The organism is Actinophytocola xanthii, from assembly GCF_001921205.1.
Classification (GTDB): Bacteria; Actinomycetota; Actinomycetes; order Mycobacteriales; family Pseudonocardiaceae; genus Actinophytocola; species Actinophytocola xanthii.
In genome coordinates this window covers 24,228-45,735 of the sequence record NZ_MSIE01000063.1, presented here as the reverse complement: position 1 = coordinate 45,735, position 21,508 = coordinate 24,228, and the positions used below count along the sequence as shown (strand labels likewise).

Below are 21,508 nucleotides of genomic sequence, written 5' to 3'. Positions count from 1 at the left end.
CCGTGACCGGCGAAGTCGCCGGTCACGGCACACCGTAGCCGTCCAACGCGGCGGCGTCGCGCTGACCCGCCAGCAGCACGGGTCAGGCGGGTACGGCCTCCCGCTCCGGCTCGCGCTCCGGCTCCGCCGTCGCGCCCGGCTCGGTGAGGATGCCGGTCGAACCGGCCACCAGCACGGGGACCGCGATCTGGCCGCCGACGTTGGTCGCCGTCCGCATCATGTCGAGGATCGGGTTGATCGCGAACACGATCGCCACGCCGGTCGCGATCACCTCGGCCGGCAGGTTCACCGCGGCCAGGGTGAGCGTCAGCATCGTGAACCAGCCGGTCGTGCCGGCCGTGGCCAGCGAGCCGAACACCGCGACCAGCACGATCAGCACGTAGTCGCCGAAGCCGAGCGAGATGCCGAACATGTTCGCGATGAAGATCGTCGTGATGGCCGGGAAGACCGCGGCGCACCCGTCCATCTTGGTGGTGGTGCCCAGCGGCACCGCGAAGTTCGCGTAGCCCTCCGGCACGCCGAGGTTCACCGCGGCCTGGCGCGAGAGCGGCAGGGTGGCGCCCGAGGACTGCGAGACGAACGCGAACTGCAGCGCCGCCCAGGACTCCCGGAAGAACCGCAGCGGGCTGGTGTGCCCGACCAGCCGCAGCAGGACCGGGTAGACCACGAACAGCACCAGCGCGCAGCCGAGGTAGACGGCGACCACGAGCGAGACCAGCGGGGCGAAGAACTCGTTGCCGTAGCTGGCGAAGGCGTTCCCCAGCAGGCCGAGCACGCCCAGCGGAGCGAGCAGGACGATCCAGCCGAGCACCTTCTGGATGATGTCGAACGCGGCCCGGTTGAACACCACGAAGGGCTCCGCGCGCTCCCCGAGCGCGTAGGCACCCGCGCCGACGAGCAGCGCGACGAACACGACCTGGAGGATCTCGCCCTCGGCGAAGGCGCTGAACAGGTTGGTGGGCACGATGTTCTGCACGAAGGCCCACCAGTCGCCCTGGGACCGTTCGGCGATGTTGGCGACGGCCTCCTCCGACGGTGTGACGGTCACGCCGCTGCCCAGGTTGCCGACCGCGGCGATGACGATGCCGATCACCACGGCGATCAGCGAGGTGATGGCGAACCACAGCAGGGTCCGCCCGCCGAGCCGGGCGGCGGTGCGGGCGCCGCCGAGGGCGCGGAGGCTGGTGATGCCGACCACGATCGCGGTGAACACCAGCGGGACGACGGTGAACTGCACCAGGGCGACGAAGGTCTCACCGATCCTGGCCAGGGTGGTCGCGAGCCATGACACCTCGCCCTGCTTGGCGATGAAGCCGAGCAGGGCGCCGAGCAGCAGCCCGGCCAGCACGGCGATGCCGAAGATCGCGGTGCGCCTGCTCCGCCGTGGCGCGGGCGCTGTCTGCGTTGTGGTCATTCCCCTACTCCTGCGACGAGTCGACGACTGTCACGACCCCGGGGTGGGGCCGCCAGCGTCGACAACGACGGCGGTCAGGAGCTTCTTCCGTGTCCCAGGATGTGGAAGACGGAACGAAACCGGGACGCCGCGGTGGGGGGAACCGCGGCGTCCCGGCGGGTCAGCGGGGTCGGCCGTTGCTGGCGGTGCGGACCTTGCGCAGGGCGTTGTCGATCTGGTGGTGGTACTTGCCCTTGGTGCGCTTGTCCACGAAGCTCGCCGCCTTGGTGGCCATCCGGTTGACCTTGTCCGGGTTCTTCCGCATGTAGCTGCGAGCGGCCGCGGCGGTCCCGGCCAGCGCGGTCAACTTCTTGATCAGAGGCATGGGCCCGTCCTTTCGTCGTGTCCTGCTTGCCCAACGTTGTACCCACCCATCGCGGTTCCTAAGCAAACATGTCGGAGATCCTTGACATGTCGGAAATCTCCGACATATCTTTGCGTCCATGTCCGACGACCTCCTGTTCGCCGCGGTCGCCAACCCGGTCCGCCGCCGGCTCCTGGAGCTGCTGCGCGGCGGGGCGATGACCGCCGGTGCCCTGGCGGCCCGGTTCGACCTCAGCCGGCCGGCGGTGTCCGAGCACCTGCGGATCCTGCGTCAGGCCGAACTGGTCCGCGAGGAGGTCCGCGGGCGGGAGCGGCACTACCACCTCACCGCGGAGCCGTTGGCCGCGGTGAGCGACTGGCTCCATCCCTTCGAGCGCTACTGGCGTGACCGGTTGCGCACTTTGGCCGACGTTCTCGAGGAGGACCCCGAATGACCGAAAACAACCAGCTCAGGACCATCAACGTGGACCAGTTCGTGGCGAGGCCGCCGGAGGTCGTGTGGCGCTCGCTGACCGAGCCGGAACTGCTCGCCCGCTGGTGGGCCAGCGGGGACATCGCGCCCGTCGTCGGCCACCGCTTCACGCTCGACATGGGCCGCCGCTGGGGCCACGTGCCGTGCACGGTGACCGAGGTCGAGCCCACCCGACGCCTGAGCTACACCTTCGCCGACTGGACGCTCACCTGGCGGCTGGTCGCCGAGGGGGCCGGGACCCGCCTGTTCCTCGAGCACAGCGGGTTCGACCTGGACGACCAGCAGCACGCGTTCGCGTTCCGCAACATGTCCTCGGGGTGGACCGACGTCCTGGGCAAGCTGGAGCGTGACCTGGAGCCGGTCGGCGGGCGCTGAGCCGGCCGGCTGCCGTCAGGGCCGCCCCTGCAGGTAGGTGAGGACGGCGAGCACCCGGCGGTGGCCGGTGTCGCCGGGCGGCAGGCCGAGCTTGGCGAAGATGTTGCGGATGTGCTTGCTCACGGCGGTCTCGGTGACCACGAGCAGCTCGGCGATCGCCGTGTTCGCGTGGCCCTCCGCCATCAGCGCGAGCACCTCCCGCTCCCGCGGGGTGAGGGTGCTCATCGGGTCGTCGGAGCGGCGGCGGACCATCAGCTGCGAGACCACCTCGGGGTCGAGCACGGTCCCGCCGTCGACCACGCGGTGCAGCGCGTCGAGGAACGTGGCGACCTTGCCCACCCGTTCCTTGAGCAGGTAGCCGATCCCCTGGGCGCCCCCGGCCAGCAGGTCGCCGGCGTAGCTGTCCTCGACGTAGGCCGACAGCACCAGGATCGGCAGCCCCGGAAGCCGGCGGCGCGCCTCCACCGCGGCACGCAGGCCCTCGTCGGTGAACGTCGGTGGCAGCCGCACGTCGAGCACCGCGGCGTCCGGCCGCTCCGCGTCCACCGCGGCGAGCAGGTCGTCGGGGTTGTCCACGGCCGCGGCGACCTCGATTCCCTCGCCGCCGAGCAGCAGCACGAGGCCCTCGCGCAGCAGGGCGTCGTCCTCGGCGATCACGACCCGCATGGCAGCTCCACGCGCAGCAGCGTAGGGCCGCCCGGCGGGCTCGTGATCGTCGCGGTGCCGTCCAGGGCGGCGACTCGCCGGCGGATGCCGGCGAGGCCGGTACCCGACTCCTCGTCGGCTCCGCCGTGGCCGTCGTCGTGGACCTCGATGACCAGGTCGTCCTCCCGGCTCAGCACCACCGAGGCGCGGGTGGCGCCGCTGTGCTTGGCGATGTTCGTCAGCGCCTCGGCCACGACGAAGTAGGCCGCGGACTCGACGGCGGCCGGCGCTCGCAGCGGGCCGACCGCGGTCAGCGAGCAGGGCACCGGGCAGCGCGCGATCAGCCCGGCCACCGCGCCGTCGAGGCCGCGTTCGGCCAGCACCGGCGGGTAGATGCTGCGCACCACGTCGCGCAGGCCGGCGAGCGCGTCGGCCGCCGCGTCCTGGGCCCGCAGCACCATCGGCAGCGCCTCCGCCGGGTCCCGGCGCAACGCCCGCTCGACCAGGCCGAGGTGCATGGCGACCGCGACGAGCCGGTTCTGCGTGCCGTCGTGCAGGTCCCGTTCGATCCGGCGCAGCTCGGCGCCGTGCGCCTCCAGGGCGGCCGCGCGGCTGGCCGTCAGCTCGGCGACCCGCTGCGCGAGCCGGTTGTCCGCCGGCATGATCAGCACCCGCCGGGACAGCGCCCGGTACCAGCGGGCCAGCGGGGGTAGCGCGTACAGCGACAGCGCCGCGTAGATCAGCCCCACCAGGGGGTTGAGCAGCGCCAGGCCCCAGGAGGTGACCGGGTAGGTCGCGACGACCGGGTCGTTCTCGGGCACGACCCACCAGTACGTCGGCACCATGGCGGCGTTGACCGCGGACAGCGGCAGCACCACGGCGAGCAGCCCGACGGCCATGCCGAGCGTGGCGTGCATGCCGAACCAGGCCAGGTCGCGGCGGACGACCGGGTCGCGCAGCGAGGTGTCGGGCGAGACGGGGACCGGCCCGTCGAGCCGGTCGCGTTCGGTGTCCGCCCACGCCCGCAGCGCTGTCGCGCCCGGCAGCCGGCGCCCCGGGGCCACCAGCGCGAGCACGACGGTGAGCACGACGAGCGGCGACACCAGCAGCGACGCGAACCCGGTCAGCGCCGTCGGCGCGAGCAGGCGGAGCGCCTGCCACATGTCCCGCCACTTGCTCTCGAGTCGCCGCCGCATGCTGCCCAGCATGCCGGAGGTGGTGCTGGCTGTACCCCCAACCCGGTACTCAGCGGGATCGTGCGCGGCCGGCGCCGGTCATAGCGTCGATCTCGTGACTGGAGCAACTCTTTCGGCGGGGACAGCCGCCATCACGATGTCGTCGGTGTCCAAGGTGTACGGGTCCGGACCAGGCGCGGTGACCGCGTTGGACGGGGTCTCGATCTCGCTGTCGCCGGGCACGTTCACCGCGGTCATGGGACCGTCGGGCTCGGGGAAGAGCACCTTCCTCCAGTGCGCCGCCGGCCTGGACCGGCCGACCTCGGGGAGCGTCCGGCTGGGCGAGACCGAGCTGTCCTCGCTGCGCGAGCGCGAGCTGACCGAGGTGCGCCGCTCGCGGGTCGGCTTCGTCTTCCAGGCCTACAACCTGGTCCCGTCGCTGACCGTGCGGCAGAACATCGAGCTGCCGCTGCTGCTCGGCGCGGGGGCGACCGACCCGGGGTGGCTCGAGCACGTGGTGGCGACGGTCGGCCTCGCCGACCGCCTGGACAGCAGGCCGAGTGAGCTGTCCGGTGGCCAGCAGCAGCGGGTGGCGATCGCCCGGGCGCTGATCACGCGGCCGGACGCGGTGTTCGCCGACGAGCCGACCGGTGCGCTCGACACCCGCACCGCCCGCCAGGTGCTCGGGCTGCTGCGATCGGTGGTCGACTCGACGCGGCAGACCGTGCTCATGGTGACCCACGACCCGCTGGCCGCGTCCTTCGCCGACCGGGTCGTCTTCCTCGCCGACGGCCGGCTCGCCGGCGCGCTGGAGGCACCGTCGCCGGCGGTCGTCGCCGAGCGGATGACCCGGCTGGGGGAGTGGTGAGCATGCGGCAGCTGGCACTGGCGTCCATCCGCCACCGGCGGGGGAGCTACGTCGCGGTGTTCGTCGCGGTGCTCTGCGCGGCGGCCCTGCTCACCGCGCTCGGGGTGCTGTTCGAGTCCGGACTTCGGGCGGGGGTGGAGCCGCAGCGCTACGCGGGTGCGTCGGTCGTGGTCGGCGGCCAGCAGACGATGGACGTCCCGGAGGACCTCGACCCGTCGTTCGCCGAGCGGGTCCCGCTCCCGGCCGAGGTGGTCGAGCAGGTCGCGGCGGTGGACGGCGTCGCCCGGGTCGTCGGGGAGAGCTCGGTGCCGATCTCGGTGGAGGGGGTGAGCGGGGCGAGGGGGTTCGGCTGGAGCTCCGCCTCGCTCACGCCGCTGTCGCTGCGGGACGGTGTCGAGCCCCGGGGTGCGGGGGAGGTCGTGCTCGACGCGGAGCTCGCGAACCGGGCCGGGCTCTCGGTCGGCGACCAGGTGCCGCTGGCGATCGGTGGGGTGCCGGGGAGCTACCGGGTCACCGGGGTCGCCGCGCCCGAGGGGGGCGCGGCGACCGGGCGGGTGCCCGCGGTGTTCTTCACCGACGAGTTGGCTCGAGAGCTGTCCGGCCGCCCGGACCAGGTCGACGTGGTGGGCGTGGTCGCGCGGGACGGGGTGGCACCGGAGGTGCTGGCCGAGCGGATCTCTGCCCAGGTGGACGGGGTGGTGACCTACACCGGGAGCGCCAGGGGGGACGTGGAGTTCCTCGACGTCGGCGCGGTGCGGGCGCAGCTGGTCGTGCTCTCGCTGGCGTTCGCCGGCTCGGCGATGATGATCGCGATGCTGGTGGTGGCCGGCACGCTGGGGCTCGCGGTCCAGCAGCGACGGCGGGAGATGGCACTGCTGCGGGCGGTGGCGGCGACGCCCCGCCAGATCCACCGGCTGGTGGGGACCGAGATCCTCTGGGTCGCGGCCGCCGCGGCGGTGCCCGGCGCCGCCGCGGGCATCGGTGTGGCGTTCCTGCTGCGTGCGGTGTTCGTGCGGACCGGGTTGCTGCCCGAGGACTTCGGCCTCGCCGTCGGGCCGGTCCCGCCGGTGGCCGCGCTGCTGCTCGTGGTCGGGACCGCACGGCTGGCCGGCTGGGTCGCCGCCCGGCGGGCCGCGCGGATCGACCCGGTCTCGGCACTGCGCGAGGCCGCGGTGGAGCCGCGGGGCCTGGGCCGGTGGCGGGTTCGCGCGGGCGTGCTCGCGGCGGTCGGCTGGCTCGCGACGTCCGCGCTGCCGGCGTTCCTGCCCGGGGAGGGGGCCGTCGCGGGCGCCGCGTCCTCGGCGATGCTCGGGGTGGTCAGCGTCGCCCTGCTCGGCCCGCTGGTCGTCGCCGCGGCGGCCCGGTTCGCCGGGCGGTGGGTCCGCTCGCTGGCGCCGGTCGCCGGTTCCCTCGCCGTGGCCGGGGTGGCGGCGAGCACCCGGCGGCTGGCGGCGGTGGTCACACCGCTGGTGCTCGCCGTGGCCATGGCCTCGGTGCAGATCTTCACCCAGACGACCATTGCCGCCGCGGCCGCCGAGCAGGCCGACGACGGGGTCGTGGCCGACTACGTGGTGATCGGCGAGGCCGGTCTCGCACCGGCCGTCGCCGACGTCGTCCGCGGGCTCCGGGGCGTCGAGACGGTCACGCCGGTGTCCCGCAGCCAGGTGTTCGTGGCCCACCAGCAGCTGGGGGCGCCGGCCGTCACCTCGTTCGCCGCGCAGGGGGTTCCGGCCGACGGGCTGGAGCGGACCCTCGACCTCGACCCCCGTGCCGGGGACCTCTCCCGGCTGCGCGGCGAGACCGTCGCCCTGGGGGCGTCGGCCGCCGAGACGCTGGGGGTGGGCGTCGGCGACCGGATCGACCTGCGACTGGGCGACGGGACCCGCCTCGACGCCGAGGTGGTGGCGACGTACGGGCGCGGTCTCGGCTTCGGCGAGGTGACGCTGCCGCACGACCTGCTCGCCGCGCACACCACCAACCGCCTCGACGAGTCGCTGCTGGTTCGGGCGGAGGGGCCGGTCGAGATCACGGGTTTTCCCGGGGTCACGGTGCTGGACCGCGCCGCGCTCGCCGCGGCCGGGCAGGAGCAACGGGACACCGAGTCGTGGACGAGCCTTGTGGCGCTGGTGGTGATCCTGGCGTACCTGGCGATCGCGGTGGTGAACACGCTGGTGATGGCGACCGCCGCGCGGTCGCGGGAGTTCGCGCTGCTGCGGATGGTCGGTGCGCGCCGGCGGCAGGTGCTGTCGATGACCCGGATCGAGGCACTGCTCGTGGTGGCGATCGCGGCGGTGGTCGGCACGCTGGCGGCGGCACCGGCGCTGCTGGGGGTGAGCTTCGCGCTCACCGGGTCGGTGGTGCCGGCGGTGCCACCACTGGTCTACCTGGCCATCGTCGGGGTGACGGCGCTGCTCGGGCTGGTGGCGATCGGGATCCCGACCCGGGTGGCCCTCCGAACCCGGCCGATGGAGGCGATGGGTCTGCGGGAGTGAGCCGGGCTTGGACGTGGTCTCGGGGCTGGTAGGGGGCTGGGTCGGGTGGTGCCTCGGGCGCCACCCGGTCCGCGGGCCGGTGGGGATCAGTCCGCGGGTGGGTCCTTCTCGGGCTGGGGTGGGGTGGGGGGTTCCGCTCCGATCGCCCGGCGGAGGTGGGTCAGGGCGCGGTGCTGGGCCAGGCGCACGGCGGCCGGTGCCATGCCCAGGCGGTCCGCGGTCTCCTCGGTCGACAGGCCGACGACGAGGCGTAGGCGGATGATCTCCCGTTGCCGCGGCGGTAGGTCGTCGATCAGCGCCGCGCGTCGGTCCCGTCCGCATCCGCTGGTCGTCCTGTCCGCGTTCATCACCCGACGCTCCTCCCGCTCAGCCCGCCGGCTCGTGGCGCCCGGCCTGTGATCCTTGCTGGAGGAACTCCGCAACCGGCCTGCGATGACGACGCGGAGCGAGGCTTTTCCGTTGTGAGACAAGAAAAGTACGGTCCGTATCGGTTCGGGTGTGACGCGTTACACGTAACCGCAGGTCATTCCTCCGAACGGCTGACCGGTACGTTGGTCGAGGTGGACAGCGGCGAGCGGACGACCTCGTTGCGACTGTTGCAGGCGACGGCGTTCACCAGTTCCTTCGACCGGTTGATGATCGCGCCGATGCTGGTGGTGATCTCCGCCGAACTCGGCGGCTCGGTCGAGGCGGTCAGCCAGGCCGCCGCGGCGTACTTCCTCTGCTACGGCATCGCCCAGATCTGCTGGGCGGCGGTCTCCGACCGCCTCGGTCGGGTTCGGACGATGCGGCTGGCCCTCGCGTGCGCCGCGGTGTTCGGGTTGGTCTCCGCGCTCGCCCAGGGTGTCGGGTGGCTGGTGGTCGCCCGCGGGCTGACCGGCGCCTGCTTCGCCGCGGCCATCCCGAGCGCACTGGTCTACATCGGGGACACGGTCCCGGTGCGGGTGCGCCAGGCACCGCTGACCGACCTGATGACCAGCACGGCCGTCGGCATGTCGCTGGCCACCGCCGGTGCGGGTGCCCTCGCCGACTTCACCAGCTGGCGGGTGGCGTTCGCGGTCACCGCCGTGGCCGCGGCCGTGCTGGCGGTGGTCATGCGGCGGCTGCCCGAACCGGACGGAAACCGCGATGCGGCGCCGATCTGGTCCTCGTTGCGCACCGTGCTGGTCAACCGGCCGGCGCTGCTGGTGCTCGTGCTCGCGCTCACCGAGGGCCTGGTGCTGCTCGGGCCGCTGACCTTCTTTCCCGTGGTGCTGCACGCGAGCGGGCTCTCGGTGACCGTGGCCGGGCTGCTCACCACCGCCTACGGCGCCGCGGTGCTGGTGTTCGCGCGGGTGGTCAAGGCGTTCACCCGCCGGCTCACCCCGGCGCGGCTGATTCTGGTCGGCGGTTCGCTCGCGGTCCTCGCCTACGTCCTGCTCACGCTGTCCCATGCCGCGGTGCCGGTAGTCGTGGGCACCGTGCTGCTCGGCGCTGGGTGGGCGTTCATGCACTCGACGATGCAGACCTGGGCCACCGACGTCGCCCCGGAGTCCCGGGCGACCGCGGTCTCGTTGTTCGCGACGATGCTGTTCACCGGCAGCGCGGTCGGCGCGGCGATCTTCGGACCGATGGTCGACGTGGGGGACTTCCGCCAGGTCTTCCTGATCACCCTCGCGGCGGCGGTTCCGCTCGCGGTCGTCGCGACGGTCGGCCGCGGCCGGTACGCGACCAAGGGGCACTGAGCCCCCGGTGCCGGGCGGCGCCGCTGGCGTCCGGGGCAGAATCGGCGCGTGATTATCGCCCTGGCGGCCAACCGCCTCTCCGGCAGCGGCCGAACCGATGCCGACCACATCCAGCGGCTGCTGACCGGTCACGGCGCCGAGGTGACCCCGGTCGAGCTGGAGGAGCTCGACAAGCCCCTGCCCGAGGGCGTGGAGCGGGTGGTGGTCGCCGGCGGGGACGGGTCGATCGGTGTCGCCGCCCGGGCGGCCAACGCCGCGGGGGTGCCGCTCGCGGTCCTGCCGACCGGAACCGCGAACGACTTCGCCAACGCCGCCGACCTGCCGGTGGCGCTGGAAGCCGCGTGCCGCCTGGCCGCGGATCCGGACGCGCGCCTGCGCCACCACGAGGTCGGCCTGGTCGGCGACCGCCCGTTCGTCAACGCGGCCGCCGCCGGCCTCTCCGCGGTGGCGAGCCGGGTGGCCAAGCCGCACAAGGCGCGCCTGGGCGCGCTCGCCTACGCGGTGGGGGCGATCCGGGCGGGGGTGAGCGCGCCCCACATCGCCTGCACCGTGCGCTGCGACGGCGAACCCGTGTTCGCCGGGGATGCCTGGCAGGTCGTGGTCGCGGTCACCGGCGCGTTCGGCGGCGGCTCCAACATCGGTGGCACCCGCCGCGACGACAACCGGTTGGACGTCGCGGTGGTGCCCGCGGGGTCGCGGCTCAAGCTCGTCCGGACCGGTTACCACATGCGCCGGGGGAAGCTGAGCCACCAGGAGGACGTGCCCCACCACCGGGGCCAGGTGATCGAGATCGACCTGACCGCCGGCACCGAGTTCAACGTGGACGGCGACCTCCGCGTGCTCGACCCCGCCCGGTTCACCCTGCTCGAGGGTGGAGTCGACGTGGTGGTGCCCTGAGGCCTCGCCTGACGGCCGTGGGCGCGGCGGTGCGATCAGGCGCCGGTCAGGTGCGCGCGGATGGCGGCGGCACCGGATTCGGTGAGCCAGTCGCTGAGCGTGCGCAGGCCGGGGTGGACCACCCGTAGCGTTTCGATGTCGGCGTGCCAGCGGTGGCCGGCCAGCCAGCGGGTCCTGGTCCTGGCGGTCTCCGGGCTGATCGCGCGTGCCTCGACGTCGCTGAGCTGCTCATAGCGAACCCGGACGCCGACGGCGTCGCTGATCAGGGCCGCGGCCTCGGTAGGGGTCGGTTCGTCGCCGGCCAGTTCCAGTGTCCGTCCGGCGAACCGGGCTGGATCGGCAAAGGCGAGCGCGGCGAACTCGGCGATGTCCTCCAGCGCGATGACCTGCATGGGCTCGTGTGGCGGGAACAGGTGCCGGTGTAGGCCGTTGCTGATGCCGTCGATGCCGGTCACTCCGGCGCCCAGATAGTTGGTCATGAACCTGACCGGACGCAGCACGGTGGGCAGCGCGACGTGGTCGTGCAGGTACTGCTCGATGAGCGCCTTTCCCGTCGCACCCCGCGAGGCCCCCGACGTCGTGGCGACGGTGCTGAACACGACCTGGTCGATTCCCGCCGCGACCGCCGCGTCGATCAGCGTCCTGCCGCGGCTCGCTTCGAGTTCGGTGTCGGGTCCGCTGGGCCCGAAGGCCACGGGGGGTACGGCGAAGATGGCGCCGGCGCCGTCGAGGGCGGGTGGCAGGCTCGCTGGATCGTCGAAGTCGCCGGGCACGAGTTGGGCGCCGGCGGCCGCCAGCGCGGAGGCGGCGGGGGTGGTCGTGTCGCGGACCAGGGCCCGCACCGGCCGTCCCGCGGCCAGCAGTCGCCGCGCGGTGGCCCCGCCCTGTTTGCCGGTGGCGCCGGTGACGACGATCGGGGAGTAGGGGGCGACGGGGGTCGGAGTGGTCATGGGGTCCGTTCCGGAGAGGGGGATACTGGCACGATGCGGGATGATCACCCCGGTTGTCCCTCGCGGACAAGAATTGCGTGACAGTGACGGCTCCAGGCGCCGGTGTGGGGCGCGCCGATGCCCGCCAGAACCGGGAAGCCGTGCTGCGCGCGGCGGCGAAGCTGTTCGCCGAGGACGGGCCGGAGGTGTCGCTGGCGCGGATCGCACAGCGCGCCGGGGTCGGTGCGGGGACCGTCTACCGGCACTTTCCCAGCAAGGAGATCCTGATCGAGGCGTTGCTGGCCAGGCACCTGGATGGCCTGGTGGACCTGTCCGACCAGTGGGCGGCCCGCGCCGCACCCGGAGACGCGCTGTTCGGGTTCCTGCTCGAGGTGATCGAGAAGTGGGTCGGCCGCCGCCACGTCTGCGATGCGCTCACAGCGGACCGGAGCTGGCCGCACGCGATGCTCGCCGCCGCTGCGGAGCGGTTCGGCGAAGCGCTGGAACGCTTGCTGCGCAATGCCGAGCAGGCGGGTGCGGTACGTCCCGACGTCCGACCCGAGGACCTGACCGCGTTGGCCGTCGGTGCCGCCGCGCTGTCCTCGGCGCATCCGAACCGCGCCCGTGGCATGCGGCTGACGCGGCTCCTGCTGGACGGTCTCCGCGCCCCGAGTGTCACGGAAGTGGCTCCGTTTCGTGACGTGTCCCGACCGGTTGGTCACGAATCCGCCGGCCGGGGCAGGCAGCACTGTCGGGAGTGCGGTGCCGCGCTGCGTGTTCGAGGCACAGGACGGCCGGCCCGCTACTGCGGGCCAACCTGCCGCCAGCGCGCTCGCCGCCGCCGAATCGCCGACTGACGCCGTTCCCCGACCACGCGGGTCCCGCGGCACGACCAGCGGTAGAGACCGCGCGCGGGCGGTTCGAGCACCGGGCCGAGAACCGCGCACCGGACGGCGATCCCGAGCGTCGACTCGGGGAGCGTCACTGCGATCCCGCGGCCACCAGCGTCGCGGTGATGGGTTCGAGCTCGGCGACCTCGGGCGGGATCGTCTCCCACGCGCTCGGGATGTGCCGTGCGACCTCCCCGTCGGCGAAGCTGTAGAAGGCAGCGTGCACGACCTGCGCCGGCACCCGCCCCAGCGGCGCGGCGCGGCTGGCGAAGTAGCCGTCCCAGTAGTTGCGGTGACCGAGTGCGGCCAGCTCCTGGTTGCACTCGTCGGCGAGGAAGGTGACCAGGCAGATCGGCTCCAGGAGCTCGAACATGCGACGCGCGGTGCCAATCATGGCCCACATCGTGCCAGCGGTCGCCTGGCCGAACGTCCGACGCCCGGCAATCCGGCTCAGGTCCGCGGGCGGCGGCGGGCCTGGACCTCCTCTCGGAGTGCCTGGGCGTTGGCCAGCGGGCCCAGGTGCTCGAGCTTGTCGGGGTTGATGACCGAGCGGATGGTCTGGATCCGGCCGTCCAGGACGTCGAGGGCGAGGATGGCGAGGACCTTGCCGTGCTGGTCCTGGAGGACGGCGCCCGGCTGGCCGTTCACCTCGCGTGGTTCGACCAGGACGATCCCGCGCAGCATTTCGGCGGTCGCGGCCAGCAGGCGGGCGACGTTCTTCGCGCCGACGACCGGCCGCAGGAGGCCCAGGCCCTTGTCGCCGCCGTCGGTGACCGTGTGGACGTCGGCGGCGAGCAGTTCCGTGAGGCCGTCGAGGTCGCCCTCGCGGAAGGCGTCGAAGAAGCGGGCGGCCAGCTCCTCGCGCTCCCGGCGGTCGGCGGCGAACCGCGGCCGGCCCTTCTCCATGTGCCGGCGGGAGCGCACCGCGAGCTGCCGGCACGCCGACTCCGAGCGCCCCACCGCGGCCGCGATCTCCGGGAAGCCGAAGCCGAACACCTCCCGCAGGACGAAGACCGCGCGTTCCAGTGGGCTCAGGCGCTCCAGCAGGAGCAGCGCCGCCATCGACACCGAGTCCGCCAGCTCCGCCGACCGCGCCGGGTCCTGGTACGGGTCGGTCAGCAGCGGCTCGGGGAACCACGGCCCGACATAGGTCTCCCGTCTGACCCGCGCCGAGCGCAGGACGTCGATCGAGATACGGGTGACCACGGCCGACAGGAACGACCGCGCGGACGTCGGTTCGGCCGTAGAGGACTCGTAGCGCAACCAGGTCTCCTGGACGGCGTCCTCCGCCTCGCTCACGCTGCCCAGGATCCGGTAGGCGATGGCGAACAGCAGCGGCCTCAGCTCGGTGAACTCCTTGGTGCGGTTCATGGTGGGTCCATGTCATCAGATGGTGGGGTCGGTCGGAGTGGGTGGGCGGCGTCGCGCCAAGCCGGCCCGCGCCGGCGGGTTTCCTACTGGCGCGGGTCGGGGCCGGACCGCTGTTCGTCGGTTGTGGACAGTGGAGGACCGTCAGCCCGGGAGGGGTTGGGCGGCGGGGCGGGTGGCCGGGTCGGCGTGGGGCCAGCCGATGACACCGGGGATGCGGCGTTCGACGGCGATGTTGGTTACCACGCCTCGGACCTGGATCGCCTTGACGAGGCGGGCTGTTCTGCCCGTCCATGCTCTTCCCGTTGCCACATCGTCGTGGTCGGTCTTCTGGAGTACGGCGTTGTGGCCGCCCAGGCTCACGCAGCGGGCGGTGAAGCTGAGGTTGAAGGCGCTGCGCCCTGGGCGGGGCTCGAGGTCCAGTGCCTCGGCGCGGAGCAGGTTGGCCGCGTGCATGGCCGACGGGAACGCGAACTGGCACGACATGCTGTACCGGTCACCACCCGGACCGGGGGTGTGGCCGGAGTCGCCGACCGCGAGCACCGTCGGGTGGGAGAGCGAGCGGAGGGTGGCGTCGGTGATCACCGCACCCTGGGCGTCCACGGCGATTCCGGACTCGCGGGCCAGGGGCGGGGCGGCGAAGCCGCCACACCACACGGTCAGCGCCGAGGGCAGCTCCGCGCCGTCGGCGAGGAGCAGGCGGTCCGGCTCGACGGCCAGGACGTGGGTGTCGCCCAGGGTCTCCACGTTCAGGCCGGCGAGCGTTCGACGCACGTAGTCGGCGGCGCGGGGGGTGAACCAGGCGGCGACCTCCCCGGCCGTCACCAACCGGACCCGCACGTCCGGGCGGGTCTCGGCCAGCTCACCGACGGTCTCCAGGCCGGTGAGGCCACCGCCCACGACGGCCGCGTCCGCGCCCTCGGGCAGCGCGGCGAACGCGGCCCGCAGGCGGTGGGCGGACTCCAGGTCGCCCACGGCGTGGACGTGGTCGCCGCCGGGCACCGGGACGGGTTCGGTGGTGCTTCCGGTGGCCAGGACGACCCGGTCGAACGACACCTCGCGCATGCCGTCGGGGCCGGAGATCCTGGCCCGGCCCGCGTCGGGGTCGAGGTCGGTCACGTACCCCTCGACGAACGTGACGCCCCTGCCCAACAGCTCGGCCAGGTCGGGGGCGGGGACCCGGCGACCGACCGCGAGGTGGTGCAGGCGTAACCGGTTGACGAAGGTGGGCCGTGGGTTCACCACGGTCACCTCGACACGTCCTCGGGACCGACCGGCCAGCCGGACCGCCGCCGTGGCGCCGGCGTATCCGGCGCCCACGACCAGAACCCGCATTCTGTTCTTCGGTGATGTGCTCATGCCCCTATGACGAAGCGGGTGCCGCCCGCTGTGACATGGGGGGGCGTCAGTGGTCGGACAGGTCGCTCGGGCGCAGGCGGAAGACCTGCAGGCGCAGGTTGTAGTACTTGTCGGTCTCGCCGACCCAGGCCATGCCGAGCCGCTTGGCGGTGGCGATCGCCCTGGTGTTGGAGGGGCGGGCGACGGCGAACAGCTCGTCGATCTCCTGGGTGAAGGCCCAGCGCACCAGCGCCTCGCCGGCCTCGACCGCGTACCCGTGCCCCCACGCCTCGGGCCGCAGCTGCCAGCTCAGCTCCAGGTCCTCCTCGTAGGGCGGGAGCAGTCGGATCCCCAACCCTCCGATGACCTCGCCGGTGTCGCGCCGCTCGATCGCCCACCGGCCCCGCGGAGGCAGCATGTTCGGCTGGTCCTCCACCCACGCCTGCAGGACCAGGCGCATCGACGCCTCGTCGGCGACCTCGCCCATGGCCGGGGTCAGCCATCGGGCGACCTTCTCGACGCCGTAGATCGCCAGCGCGGCCGCCGCGTCGTCGACCTCCCATTCACGCACCAGGAGACGGGCGGTGATCAGCTGCTTCATGCCATCGAGCGTACCTACGCCGAAAGAGTGGTATCGTCGATAACGAGAAATCGATAACAACGGAAACGAGGAGTGGGTATGGAGACGCGCCAGCTGGGGAGCACCGGGCCGACCGTGTCGGCGATCGGGCTCGGCCTGATGGGCATGTCCGACCTGTACGGGCCGGCCGACGAGAAGGAGTCGCTGGCCACCATCCACGCCGCGGTCGACGCGGGGATCACCCTGTTGGACACCGGCGACTTCTACGGCATGGGACACAACGAGCTGCTGCTGCGCGACGCCCTGCGTGAGCTCGACCGCGAGCGCGTGGCGATCAGCGTCAAGTTCGGCGCCCTGCGCGGCCCGGACGGGAGCTGGCTCGGCTACGACGCCCGGCCGGCCGCGGTGAAGAACTTCGTCACCTACAGCCTGCGCCGCCTGGGCACCGACCACATCGACGTCTACCGCCCGGCCCGCCTCGACCCGGACGTCCCGATCGAGGAGACCGTCGGCGCGATCGGGGAGCTCATCGAGGCCGGGTACGTCCGCCACGTCGGGCTCTCCGAGGTCGGCGCGCAGACCCTGCGCCGGGCCGCCGCCGTCCACCCGGTGGTCGACCTGCAGATCGAGTACTCCCTGCTCTCCCGCGGAATCGAGGACGAGATCCTGCCGGCCGCACGGGAGCTGGGAATCGGGATCACCGCCTACGGCGTGCTCTCCCGCGGTCTGCTCGGCGGGCACTGGCGGCCCGACCGTCAGCTGGCCGAGCGCGACTTCCGCGGCGTCAGCCCCCGGTTCCAGGGCGAGAACCTCGAGCGCAACCTCGCGCTGGTCGAGTCGCTGCGGACGGTGGCCGAGGCCAAGGGTGTGACCGTGGCGCAGGTCGCCGTGGCCTGGGTGGCCCAGCAGGGCGAGGACATCGTGCCGCTGGTCGGGGCGCGCCGCCGGGAGCGGTTGGCCGAGTCCCTGGGCGCCACCGAGGTCCGGCTCACCGACGAGGAGCTGGCCGCGATCGAGCGAGTGATCCCGGCGGGGGCGGCGGCCGGCGACCGGTACGCGGCCGCGCAGCTCGCCCACCTCGACAGCGAGCGGTCTTGACTCGACCCTACGTCCCCTGTATACAACCGCTAGGTTATTCAACTAATTGGTTATGGAGGCGTGGGTGGACTGGACGCTCGAGGTCGTCGTGGTGCCGGTGTCCGATCTGGACAAGGCGAAGGAGTTCTACGCGGAACGCATGGGATTCGGGGTGGACTTCGACGTCACCCCGGGCCCGGGGAACCGGATCGTGCAGCTGACGCCCCCGGGCTCCGGCTGTTCGATCGTCATCGGGACCGCCGTCGGCACCATGGAGCCGGGCACGCTGAGCGGGGTGCAGCTGGTGGTCCGCGACGTCCGGGCGGCGCGGGAGGAGCTCCTCGGGCGCGGTGTCGAGGTCGGTGAGGTCCAGGTGGCCGGCCCGGACGGCTTCCGGCCGGCCACCGAGGACGACGACCTGAACAACCAGGGCTTCCTGTTCCTGCAGGACCCGGACGGCAACCGGTGGACGGTCCAGCAGATCACCGACCGTCGCTGAGCGGGCACCCCGGGGGTCGGACAGCTGCGTCAACGGGCGCCGGAAACCGTGTGAACTGGTATTTTCGGACCACCGAAACCCGTGCGTGGATGAGGATCATGGACCCCTACCGAAGTACCGGCAGCGTCCCACCCCACGCGGGTGGGCGCTGTGCCCCAGATCCGGATGTGCCCTGCCCCGCCGCCCCCGAGCCCACCTGCCGCCGTGACCGCGAGGTGGGGCGCACGTGATCACCGCTCTGATCGGTGTGCTGGTCGGAGTCGTCGTCATCGTCGCGTTGTCCGCGCTGACGGGGTACTTCGTCGCGCAGGAGTTCGGCTACATGGCGGTGGACCGGTCGCGGCTGCGCGCGAGGGCCGCGGCCGGTGACCCCGCGGCCGCCCGGGCGCTGACCATCACCCGGCGCACCTCGTTCATGCTCTCCGGAGCCCAGCTCGGCATCACGGTCACCGGGCTGCTGGTCGGCTACGTGGCCGAGCCCCTGGTCGGCGCCGGCATCGGCGGCATCTTCGGGGCGGCCGGCATGCCAGCCGGTCTCGGCGTGGCCGTCGGCACGCTGTTCGCGCTGCTGCTCTCGACCGTGGTGCAGATGGTCTTCGGCGAGCTGTTCCCGAAGAACCTCGCGCTGGCCCGGCCCGAGCCGGTGGCGCTGCGGCTGGCCTGGTCGACCGGCCTGTACCTGAGCCTGTTCGGTTGGCTGGTCCGGCTGTTCGACCGGACCGCCGAGCTGCTGCTGCGCCTGGTGCGGATCCAGCCGGTGCACGACGTCGAGCACGCCGCCACCCCCCGCGACCTCGAGCACATCGTCGCCCGCTCACGGGCCCGCGGCGACCTGCCGCCGGAGCTGTCGGCCCTGCTGGACCGAGTGCTGGACTTCGAGGAGAGCACCGCCGAGCACGCGATGATCCCGCGCCCGCGGGTCACCACGATCGCCGCCGACGACCCGGTGCGGCGGGCTGTCGCCCTGATGGCCTCCGGTCACTCGCGGCTGCCGGTCCTCGGCGGCGATGTCGACGACGTCGTCGGCGTGGTCTGCCTGCGCGAGGTGCTCGCACTGGGCGAGGACCGCTGGGACACGGCGATGGTCCGCGAGATCGCCCGGCGTCCGGTGATGGTGCCCGCGTCGCTCCCGCTCGGCGCCGTGCTGGAGCAGCTGCGTGCCAACGGCGACGAGTTCGCCTGCGTCGTCGACGAGTACGGCGGCCTCGCCGGCGTCGTCACCGCCGAGGACATCGCCGAGGAACTGGTCGGCGAGATCACCGACGAGCACGACCCGCTGGGCACCGACCGCGCGAGCCCCGGGGAGGGCGGCGGCTGGCTCGTGCCCGGCACCATGCACATCGACGAGGCCGAGCGCCTGCTCGGCCACGACCTGCCCAGCGGGGACTACCAGACCCTCGCCGGCCTCGTGCTCACCGAGCTCCAGCGACTGCCCCACCCCGGCGACACGGTCACCGTCGAGCTGCCCACCCAACCCGGCGCGCCCAGACCGGCCGCCCGGCTCACCGTCGAGGTCCGCACGGTCGTCCGCCGCGTCCCCGACACCGTCCGCCTCCTCCACCACGAGACGGGCGTGACCACATGAGCGGCTTGAGCCCCCTGTGGGCACTGGCGGTCACGGTGCTCGTGGTCGCGCTCAGCGCGTTCTTCGTGGCCATCGAGTTCGCCCTGGTCGCCGCGCGTGGCCACCGGCTGGCCGAGGCCGCCGACCGCAGTGCCGCCGCGCGCGCCGCGCTGCGCAGCTCCCGGGACATGTCGATGCTGCTCGCCGGCTCGCAGCTGGGCATCACCCTGTGCACGCTCGTGCTCGGCGCGGTGACCAAGCCGAGCGTGCACCTCGCGATGATGCCGCTGCTCAAGGCGTGGGGCCTGCCCGAGGCGACGGCCGACGTCATCGCGTTCGTGCTCTCGCTGGTCGTGGTGACGTTCCTCCACCTCGTCGTCGGCGAGATGGCGCCCAAGTCCTGGGCGCTGGCCCACCCCGAGCGCTCGGCGACGCTGCTCGCGCTGCCGATGCGTGCCTTCATGTGGCTCACCCGTCCCGCGCTGGTCGCGCTCAACGGGCTGGCGAACAAGTGCCTGCGGGCGGTCGGCGTGCGGCCGGTGGACGAGCTCGACAGCGGACACACCCCCGAGGACCTGCGCCAGCTCGTGGACCACTCGACGGAGGTGGGTGCGCTCGACGCGCGCCGGCACGATCGGCTCGCGACCGCGCTCGACCTGCACACCAGGCCGGTCGGGGAGGTCATGCGGCCGCGGGCGGAGCTGGTGACCGTCGCCCCGAGCGCTGCCGCCGCCGCTGTCCGCGACGCGGCCAGGACCAGCGGGCACCTGCGGTTCGTGGTCTGGGACGGGGAGCGGCCGCTGGGCGTGGTGCACGTGCGCGACGCGCTGACCGACACCGGCACCGCGGTGGAGCTGATGCACTCGGTGCTGACCCTGCCCGACGAGACGCCCGCCCACACGGCGCTGACGACCATGCGCGACAGCAGTACCCACCTCGCGCTGGTGTACCGGGACGGTGAGCTGGCCGGCCTGGTCACCCTGCACGACCTGCTCGACCAGCTGCTGCCCGCCGCCCGCTGAGCCCCTCAGGCCTCCCGCAGCGGCACGGCCTCCGGGCGCGGGCAGCTGCTCGCGATCTCCTCGGCCCGCCCGGAGCCGGCGGTGCGCAGCAGCGACTCCATCACGTCCAGCACGTGGTAGCCCAGCTCGCCGGAGGCCCGGTGCGGGGTGCCGGCGGCGAGTGCCTCGGCGAGGTCGCCGACGCCGATGCCCCGCCCACCCCCGCGGTGGCCGCCGGACTCCGGCACCGGTGTCCACTCGGGGCTGTCGCGGTGGAACAGGCGGACCTCGCCGCCGAACCCGTTGGGGTCGGGTACCGACACCGAGCCCTCGGTTCCGTACACCTCGATCCGCGGCAGGTGCGCCGCCCACACGTCGAAGCTCATCACCAGCGTGGACAGGGCGCCGTCGGCGTGCTCGAGCAGCCCGGTCACGTGGGTGGCGACCTCGACCGGGACCTCGCTGCCCTGCGCCGGACCGCTGCCGACGGTGCGGGTCGCCCGGGGGGTCGCGGTCATGCCGCTCACCCGGCGAACCGGCCCGAGCATGCTGACCAGCGCGGTGAGGTAGTAGGGCCCCATGTCCATCAGCGGCCCGCCGCCGGTTCGGTAGAAGAAGCTCGGCGAGGGGTGCCAGCGCTCCGGGCCCGGCGAGGTCATGAAGGCGGTGGCGGCGACCGGGGTGCCGATCGAGCCTTCGTCGACACAGCGGCGTGCGGTCTGGGTCCCGGTGCCGAGCACGGTGTCCGGCGCGCACCCGACGCGCACGCCCGCCTCCCGCGCGGCGTCGAGGACCCGCCGACCGTCCGCGGTGGTCAGCGCCAGGGGCTTCTCGGTGTACACGTGCTTGCCGCCGGCGATCGCGGCGAGCGACACGTCCACGTGCGCGGCCGGCACGGTCAGGTTGAGCACCAGGTCGACGTCCTCGGCGCGGCACAGCTCGGCCGGGTCGAGCGCCCGCACACCCTCGTGCTCGGCGGCCACGGCCTCGGCCCGGGCCGACTCGAGGTCGGCGACCGCGCTGACCCGCACCCCCGGCAGCCGGGGGAGCGTGGCCAGGTACTGGACGATGATGTTGCCCGCGCCGACGATGCCAACGTTGACGGCGCGGTTCAGCGGGTCGCCCACGCCATCCCCCGGGTGATCATGCTGTCGACCTCGGGGACCTCGAGGTCGGCCAGGCGGTGTCCGATCGTGGTGACGAAGACGCGGCCGGCGCCGTGCCGGCGGACCCAGGTCACCGGCATCACCGGGTTGCCGACCCAGGGCAGGTCGGGGTCGTCGAGGTAGTTCGTGACGGCGAGCACCTGGTTGCCCGGGTCGGCGTGCACGTAGTACTGCTCGGTGAAGACCTCGAACGCCCCGAGCCCGGCCACCGCCGGGTGGTCGGCGACGACCCGGACCTCGTAGCGCACGAACTCCTTGGGGTGGTGGACGAACTGGCCACCGGTGAGCAGGTGGTAGGCGGGCCGGTCGCGGAAGGAGTCGACGACCCCGCCGTGCCACCCGGCGAACCCGGTGCCCGCGCGCACCGCCGCGCTGAGGCCGGCCACCTGCTCCTCGGTGGCCTGGCCCATCGTCCAGCACTGCACGATCAGGTCGACCTCGGAGAGGTCGTCGAGGTAGGCGTCCAGGGTCTGCGACGTGGTCACCGAGTACCCGGAGCCGCGCAGGAACGCGGCGTACCGGTCGGTGGCCGCGACGGGCTCGTGGCCCGCCCACCCGCCGCGCACGAACAGCGCGCGTTTGGACAATCCGTTCACCGCCAACCGTGCGCTCGTCGAGCAGGTCCACGTTCGATCATGGACGCCGGCCCGTGGGCGCGCAACACGTTTGGC

The 21,508-nt window shown here is 73.1% G+C and carries 22 protein-coding genes and 1 pseudogene; 11 read left to right on the top strand and 12 right to left on the bottom strand.

Features of this window, described 5'->3' with window-relative positions:
- Positions 1 to 82 precede the first annotated feature (82 nt).
- Together BU204_RS29600 and BU204_RS29595 are read right to left on the bottom strand one after the other, a co-directional pair.
- Entirely contained in the window at positions 83 to 1,414 is a 1,332-nt protein-coding gene (locus BU204_RS29600; protein ID WP_075129072.1) for a dicarboxylate/amino acid:cation symporter, read from the bottom strand.
- A 160-nt stretch (positions 1,415 to 1,574) separates the two neighbouring features.
- Positions 1,575 to 1,778, bottom strand: a complete 204-nt coding sequence (locus tag BU204_RS29595) for an antitoxin (RefSeq protein WP_075129071.1) — start codon at positions 1,776 to 1,778, stop codon at positions 1,575 to 1,577.
- Between the two features lie 118 nt (positions 1,779 to 1,896).
- Here BU204_RS29595 and BU204_RS29590 point away from each other — a divergent pair, with 118 nt between their 5' ends.
- Together BU204_RS29590 and BU204_RS29585 are read left to right on the top strand one after the other, a co-directional pair.
- The gene (locus tag BU204_RS29590; RefSeq protein WP_075129070.1) at positions 1,897 to 2,211 is read left to right on the top strand and encodes an ArsR/SmtB family transcription factor; all 315 of its coding nucleotides are present in this window, start codon (positions 1,897 to 1,899) and stop codon (positions 2,209 to 2,211) included.
- Complete coding sequence (locus tag BU204_RS29585) at positions 2,208 to 2,624, top strand: SRPBCC family protein (protein ID WP_075129069.1); 417 nt, start codon at positions 2,208 to 2,210, stop codon at positions 2,622 to 2,624. Before BU204_RS29590 ends, BU204_RS29585 begins: the two co-directional genes overlap by 4 nt.
- Before the next feature lie 15 nt (positions 2,625 to 2,639).
- Here the strand turns inward: BU204_RS29585 and BU204_RS29580 are convergent, their stop codons facing one another.
- Together BU204_RS29580 and BU204_RS29575 are read right to left on the bottom strand one after the other, a co-directional pair.
- On the bottom strand, positions 2,640 to 3,290 hold the full coding sequence (locus BU204_RS29580) for a response regulator (RefSeq protein ID WP_075129068.1): 651 nt from the start codon (positions 3,288 to 3,290) through the stop codon (positions 2,640 to 2,642).
- Positions 3,278 to 4,465, bottom strand: coding sequence for a sensor histidine kinase (locus BU204_RS29575; protein ID WP_143229841.1), 1,188 nt, complete (start codon positions 4,463 to 4,465; stop codon positions 3,278 to 3,280). Before BU204_RS29575 ends, BU204_RS29580 begins: the two co-directional genes overlap by 13 nt.
- 136 nt (positions 4,466 to 4,601) lie before the next feature.
- Here BU204_RS29575 and BU204_RS29570 point away from each other — a divergent pair, with 136 nt between their 5' ends.
- Positions 4,602 to 5,312 carry an ABC transporter ATP-binding protein gene (locus BU204_RS29570; protein WP_075129066.1) on the top strand — a complete coding sequence of 237 codons (711 nt, stop codon included), beginning with the start codon at positions 4,602 to 4,604 and terminating at the stop codon, positions 5,310 to 5,312.
- Between the two features lie 2 nt (positions 5,313 to 5,314).
- Positions 5,315 to 7,804, top strand: a complete 2,490-nt coding sequence (locus BU204_RS29565; protein WP_075129065.1) for an FtsX-like permease family protein — start codon at positions 5,315 to 5,317, stop codon at positions 7,802 to 7,804.
- Positions 7,805 to 7,890: 86 nt separating this feature from the next.
- Here BU204_RS29565 and BU204_RS39510 read toward each other — a convergent pair whose 3' ends face one another.
- Complete coding sequence (locus BU204_RS39510; RefSeq protein ID WP_269844670.1) at positions 7,891 to 8,274, bottom strand: sigma factor-like helix-turn-helix DNA-binding protein; 384 nt, start codon at positions 8,272 to 8,274, stop codon at positions 7,891 to 7,893.
- Positions 8,275 to 8,364: 90 nt separating this feature from the next.
- On the opposite strand from BU204_RS39510, the gene BU204_RS29555 reads away from it, so the two are divergent.
- The gene (locus tag BU204_RS29555; protein WP_075129088.1) at positions 8,365 to 9,528 is read left to right on the top strand and encodes an MFS transporter; all 1,164 of its coding nucleotides are present in this window, start codon (positions 8,365 to 8,367) and stop codon (positions 9,526 to 9,528) included.
- 48 nt (positions 9,529 to 9,576) lie between these two features.
- Positions 9,577 to 10,425 (top strand): diacylglycerol/lipid kinase family protein, encoded by an 849-nt coding sequence (locus tag BU204_RS29550; protein ID WP_075129063.1) that lies wholly within the window; start codon positions 9,577 to 9,579, stop codon positions 10,423 to 10,425.
- A gap of 35 nt (positions 10,426 to 10,460) precedes the next feature.
- Here BU204_RS29550 and BU204_RS29545 read toward each other — a convergent pair whose 3' ends face one another.
- A complete protein-coding gene (locus BU204_RS29545; protein ID WP_075129062.1) occupies positions 10,461 to 11,375 on the bottom strand; it encodes an NmrA family NAD(P)-binding protein in 915 nt (304 codons plus the stop codon).
- 83 nt (positions 11,376 to 11,458) lie between these two features.
- Between BU204_RS29545 and BU204_RS29540 the strand changes: the two genes are divergently transcribed.
- Entirely contained in the window at positions 11,459 to 12,211 is a 753-nt protein-coding gene (locus BU204_RS29540; RefSeq protein WP_075129061.1) for a TetR/AcrR family transcriptional regulator, read from the top strand.
- A gap of 172 nt (positions 12,212 to 12,383) precedes the next feature.
- Here the strand turns inward: BU204_RS29540 and BU204_RS29535 are convergent.
- From BU204_RS29535 to BU204_RS29520, 4 genes and pseudogenes are all read right to left on the bottom strand, one after another.
- A pseudogene (locus BU204_RS29535) lies at positions 12,384 to 12,638 on the bottom strand (helix-turn-helix domain-containing protein); the annotation flags it as partial.
- Positions 12,639 to 12,694: 56 nt separating this feature from the next.
- Positions 12,695 to 13,615 carry an RNA polymerase sigma-70 factor gene (locus BU204_RS29530; protein WP_075129060.1) on the bottom strand — a complete coding sequence of 307 codons (921 nt, stop codon included), beginning with the start codon at positions 13,613 to 13,615 and terminating at the stop codon, positions 12,695 to 12,697.
- Positions 13,616 to 13,756: 141 nt separating this feature from the next.
- Entirely contained in the window at positions 13,757 to 14,971 is a 1,215-nt protein-coding gene (locus BU204_RS29525; RefSeq protein ID WP_083661747.1) for an NAD(P)/FAD-dependent oxidoreductase, read from the bottom strand.
- A gap of 46 nt (positions 14,972 to 15,017) precedes the next feature.
- Positions 15,018 to 15,551, bottom strand: coding sequence for a GNAT family N-acetyltransferase (locus tag BU204_RS29520; protein ID WP_075129058.1), 534 nt, complete (start codon positions 15,549 to 15,551; stop codon positions 15,018 to 15,020).
- A gap of 78 nt (positions 15,552 to 15,629) precedes the next feature.
- Between BU204_RS29520 and BU204_RS29515 the strand changes: the two genes are divergently transcribed.
- From BU204_RS29515 to BU204_RS29500, 4 genes are all read left to right on the top strand, one after another.
- Complete coding sequence (locus tag BU204_RS29515; RefSeq protein ID WP_075129057.1) at positions 15,630 to 16,628, top strand: aldo/keto reductase; 999 nt, start codon at positions 15,630 to 15,632, stop codon at positions 16,626 to 16,628.
- 64 nt (positions 16,629 to 16,692) lie between these two features.
- On the top strand, positions 16,693 to 17,106 hold the full coding sequence (locus BU204_RS29510) for a VOC family protein (protein ID WP_075129087.1): 414 nt from the start codon (positions 16,693 to 16,695) through the stop codon (positions 17,104 to 17,106).
- Between the two features lie 226 nt (positions 17,107 to 17,332).
- A complete protein-coding gene (locus BU204_RS29505; RefSeq protein ID WP_075129056.1) occupies positions 17,333 to 18,691 on the top strand; it encodes a hemolysin family protein in 1,359 nt (452 codons plus the stop codon).
- The gene (locus tag BU204_RS29500; RefSeq protein WP_075129055.1) at positions 18,688 to 19,692 is read left to right on the top strand and encodes a hemolysin family protein; all 1,005 of its coding nucleotides are present in this window, start codon (positions 18,688 to 18,690) and stop codon (positions 19,690 to 19,692) included. The genes BU204_RS29505 and BU204_RS29500 overlap by 4 nt, the downstream gene beginning before the upstream one ends.
- 5 nt (positions 19,693 to 19,697) lie before the next feature.
- Here the strand turns inward: BU204_RS29500 and BU204_RS29495 are convergent, their stop codons facing one another.
- Together BU204_RS29495 and BU204_RS29490 are read right to left on the bottom strand one after the other, a co-directional pair.
- On the bottom strand, positions 19,698 to 20,798 hold the full coding sequence (locus tag BU204_RS29495; RefSeq protein WP_075129054.1) for a Gfo/Idh/MocA family protein: 1,101 nt from the start codon (positions 20,796 to 20,798) through the stop codon (positions 19,698 to 19,700).
- Positions 20,783 to 21,433, bottom strand: a complete 651-nt coding sequence (locus BU204_RS29490) for a ThuA domain-containing protein (RefSeq protein ID WP_143229839.1) — start codon at positions 21,431 to 21,433, stop codon at positions 20,783 to 20,785. Before BU204_RS29490 ends, BU204_RS29495 begins: the two co-directional genes overlap by 16 nt.
- Positions 21,434 to 21,508: the final 75 nt, after the last annotated feature.

Excerpts from the sequence above, each read along its gene's own strand:
- BU204_RS29520 (WP_075129058.1), bottom strand. The coding sequence starts at position 15,551 with ATGAAGCAGCTGATCACCGCCCGTCTCCTGGTGCGTGAATGGGAGGTC.
- BU204_RS29530 (WP_075129060.1), bottom strand. The coding sequence starts at position 13,615 with ATGAACCGCACCAAGGAGTTCACCGAGCTGAGGCCGCTGCTGTTCGCC.
- BU204_RS29590 (WP_075129070.1), top strand. The coding sequence starts at position 1,897 with ATGTCCGACGACCTCCTGTTCGCCGCGGTCGCCAACCCGGTCCGCCGC.
- BU204_RS29600 (WP_075129072.1), bottom strand. The coding sequence starts at position 1,414 with ATGACCACAACGCAGACAGCGCCCGCGCCACGGCGGAGCAGGCGCACC.
- BU204_RS29515 (WP_075129057.1), top strand. The coding sequence starts at position 15,630 with ATGGAGACGCGCCAGCTGGGGAGCACCGGGCCGACCGTGTCGGCGATC.
- BU204_RS29545 (WP_075129062.1), bottom strand. The coding sequence starts at position 11,375 with ATGACCACTCCGACCCCCGTCGCCCCCTACTCCCCGATCGTCGTCACC.
- BU204_RS29585 (WP_075129069.1), top strand. The coding sequence starts at position 2,208 with ATGACCGAAAACAACCAGCTCAGGACCATCAACGTGGACCAGTTCGTG.
- BU204_RS29570 (WP_075129066.1), top strand. The coding sequence starts at position 4,602 with ATGTCGTCGGTGTCCAAGGTGTACGGGTCCGGACCAGGCGCGGTGACC.
- BU204_RS29525 (WP_083661747.1), bottom strand. The coding sequence starts at position 14,971 with ATGAGCACATCACCGAAGAACAGAATGCGGGTTCTGGTCGTGGGCGCC.
- BU204_RS29580 (WP_075129068.1), bottom strand. The coding sequence starts at position 3,290 with ATGCGGGTCGTGATCGCCGAGGACGACGCCCTGCTGCGCGAGGGCCTC.
- BU204_RS29575 (WP_143229841.1), bottom strand. The coding sequence starts at position 4,465 with ATGCGGCGGCGACTCGAGAGCAAGTGGCGGGACATGTGGCAGGCGCTC.
- BU204_RS29565 (WP_075129065.1), top strand. The coding sequence starts at position 5,315 with ATGCGGCAGCTGGCACTGGCGTCCATCCGCCACCGGCGGGGGAGCTAC.
- BU204_RS29500 (WP_075129055.1), top strand. The coding sequence starts at position 18,688 with ATGAGCGGCTTGAGCCCCCTGTGGGCACTGGCGGTCACGGTGCTCGTG.
- BU204_RS29595 (WP_075129071.1), bottom strand. The coding sequence starts at position 1,778 with ATGCCTCTGATCAAGAAGTTGACCGCGCTGGCCGGGACCGCCGCGGCC.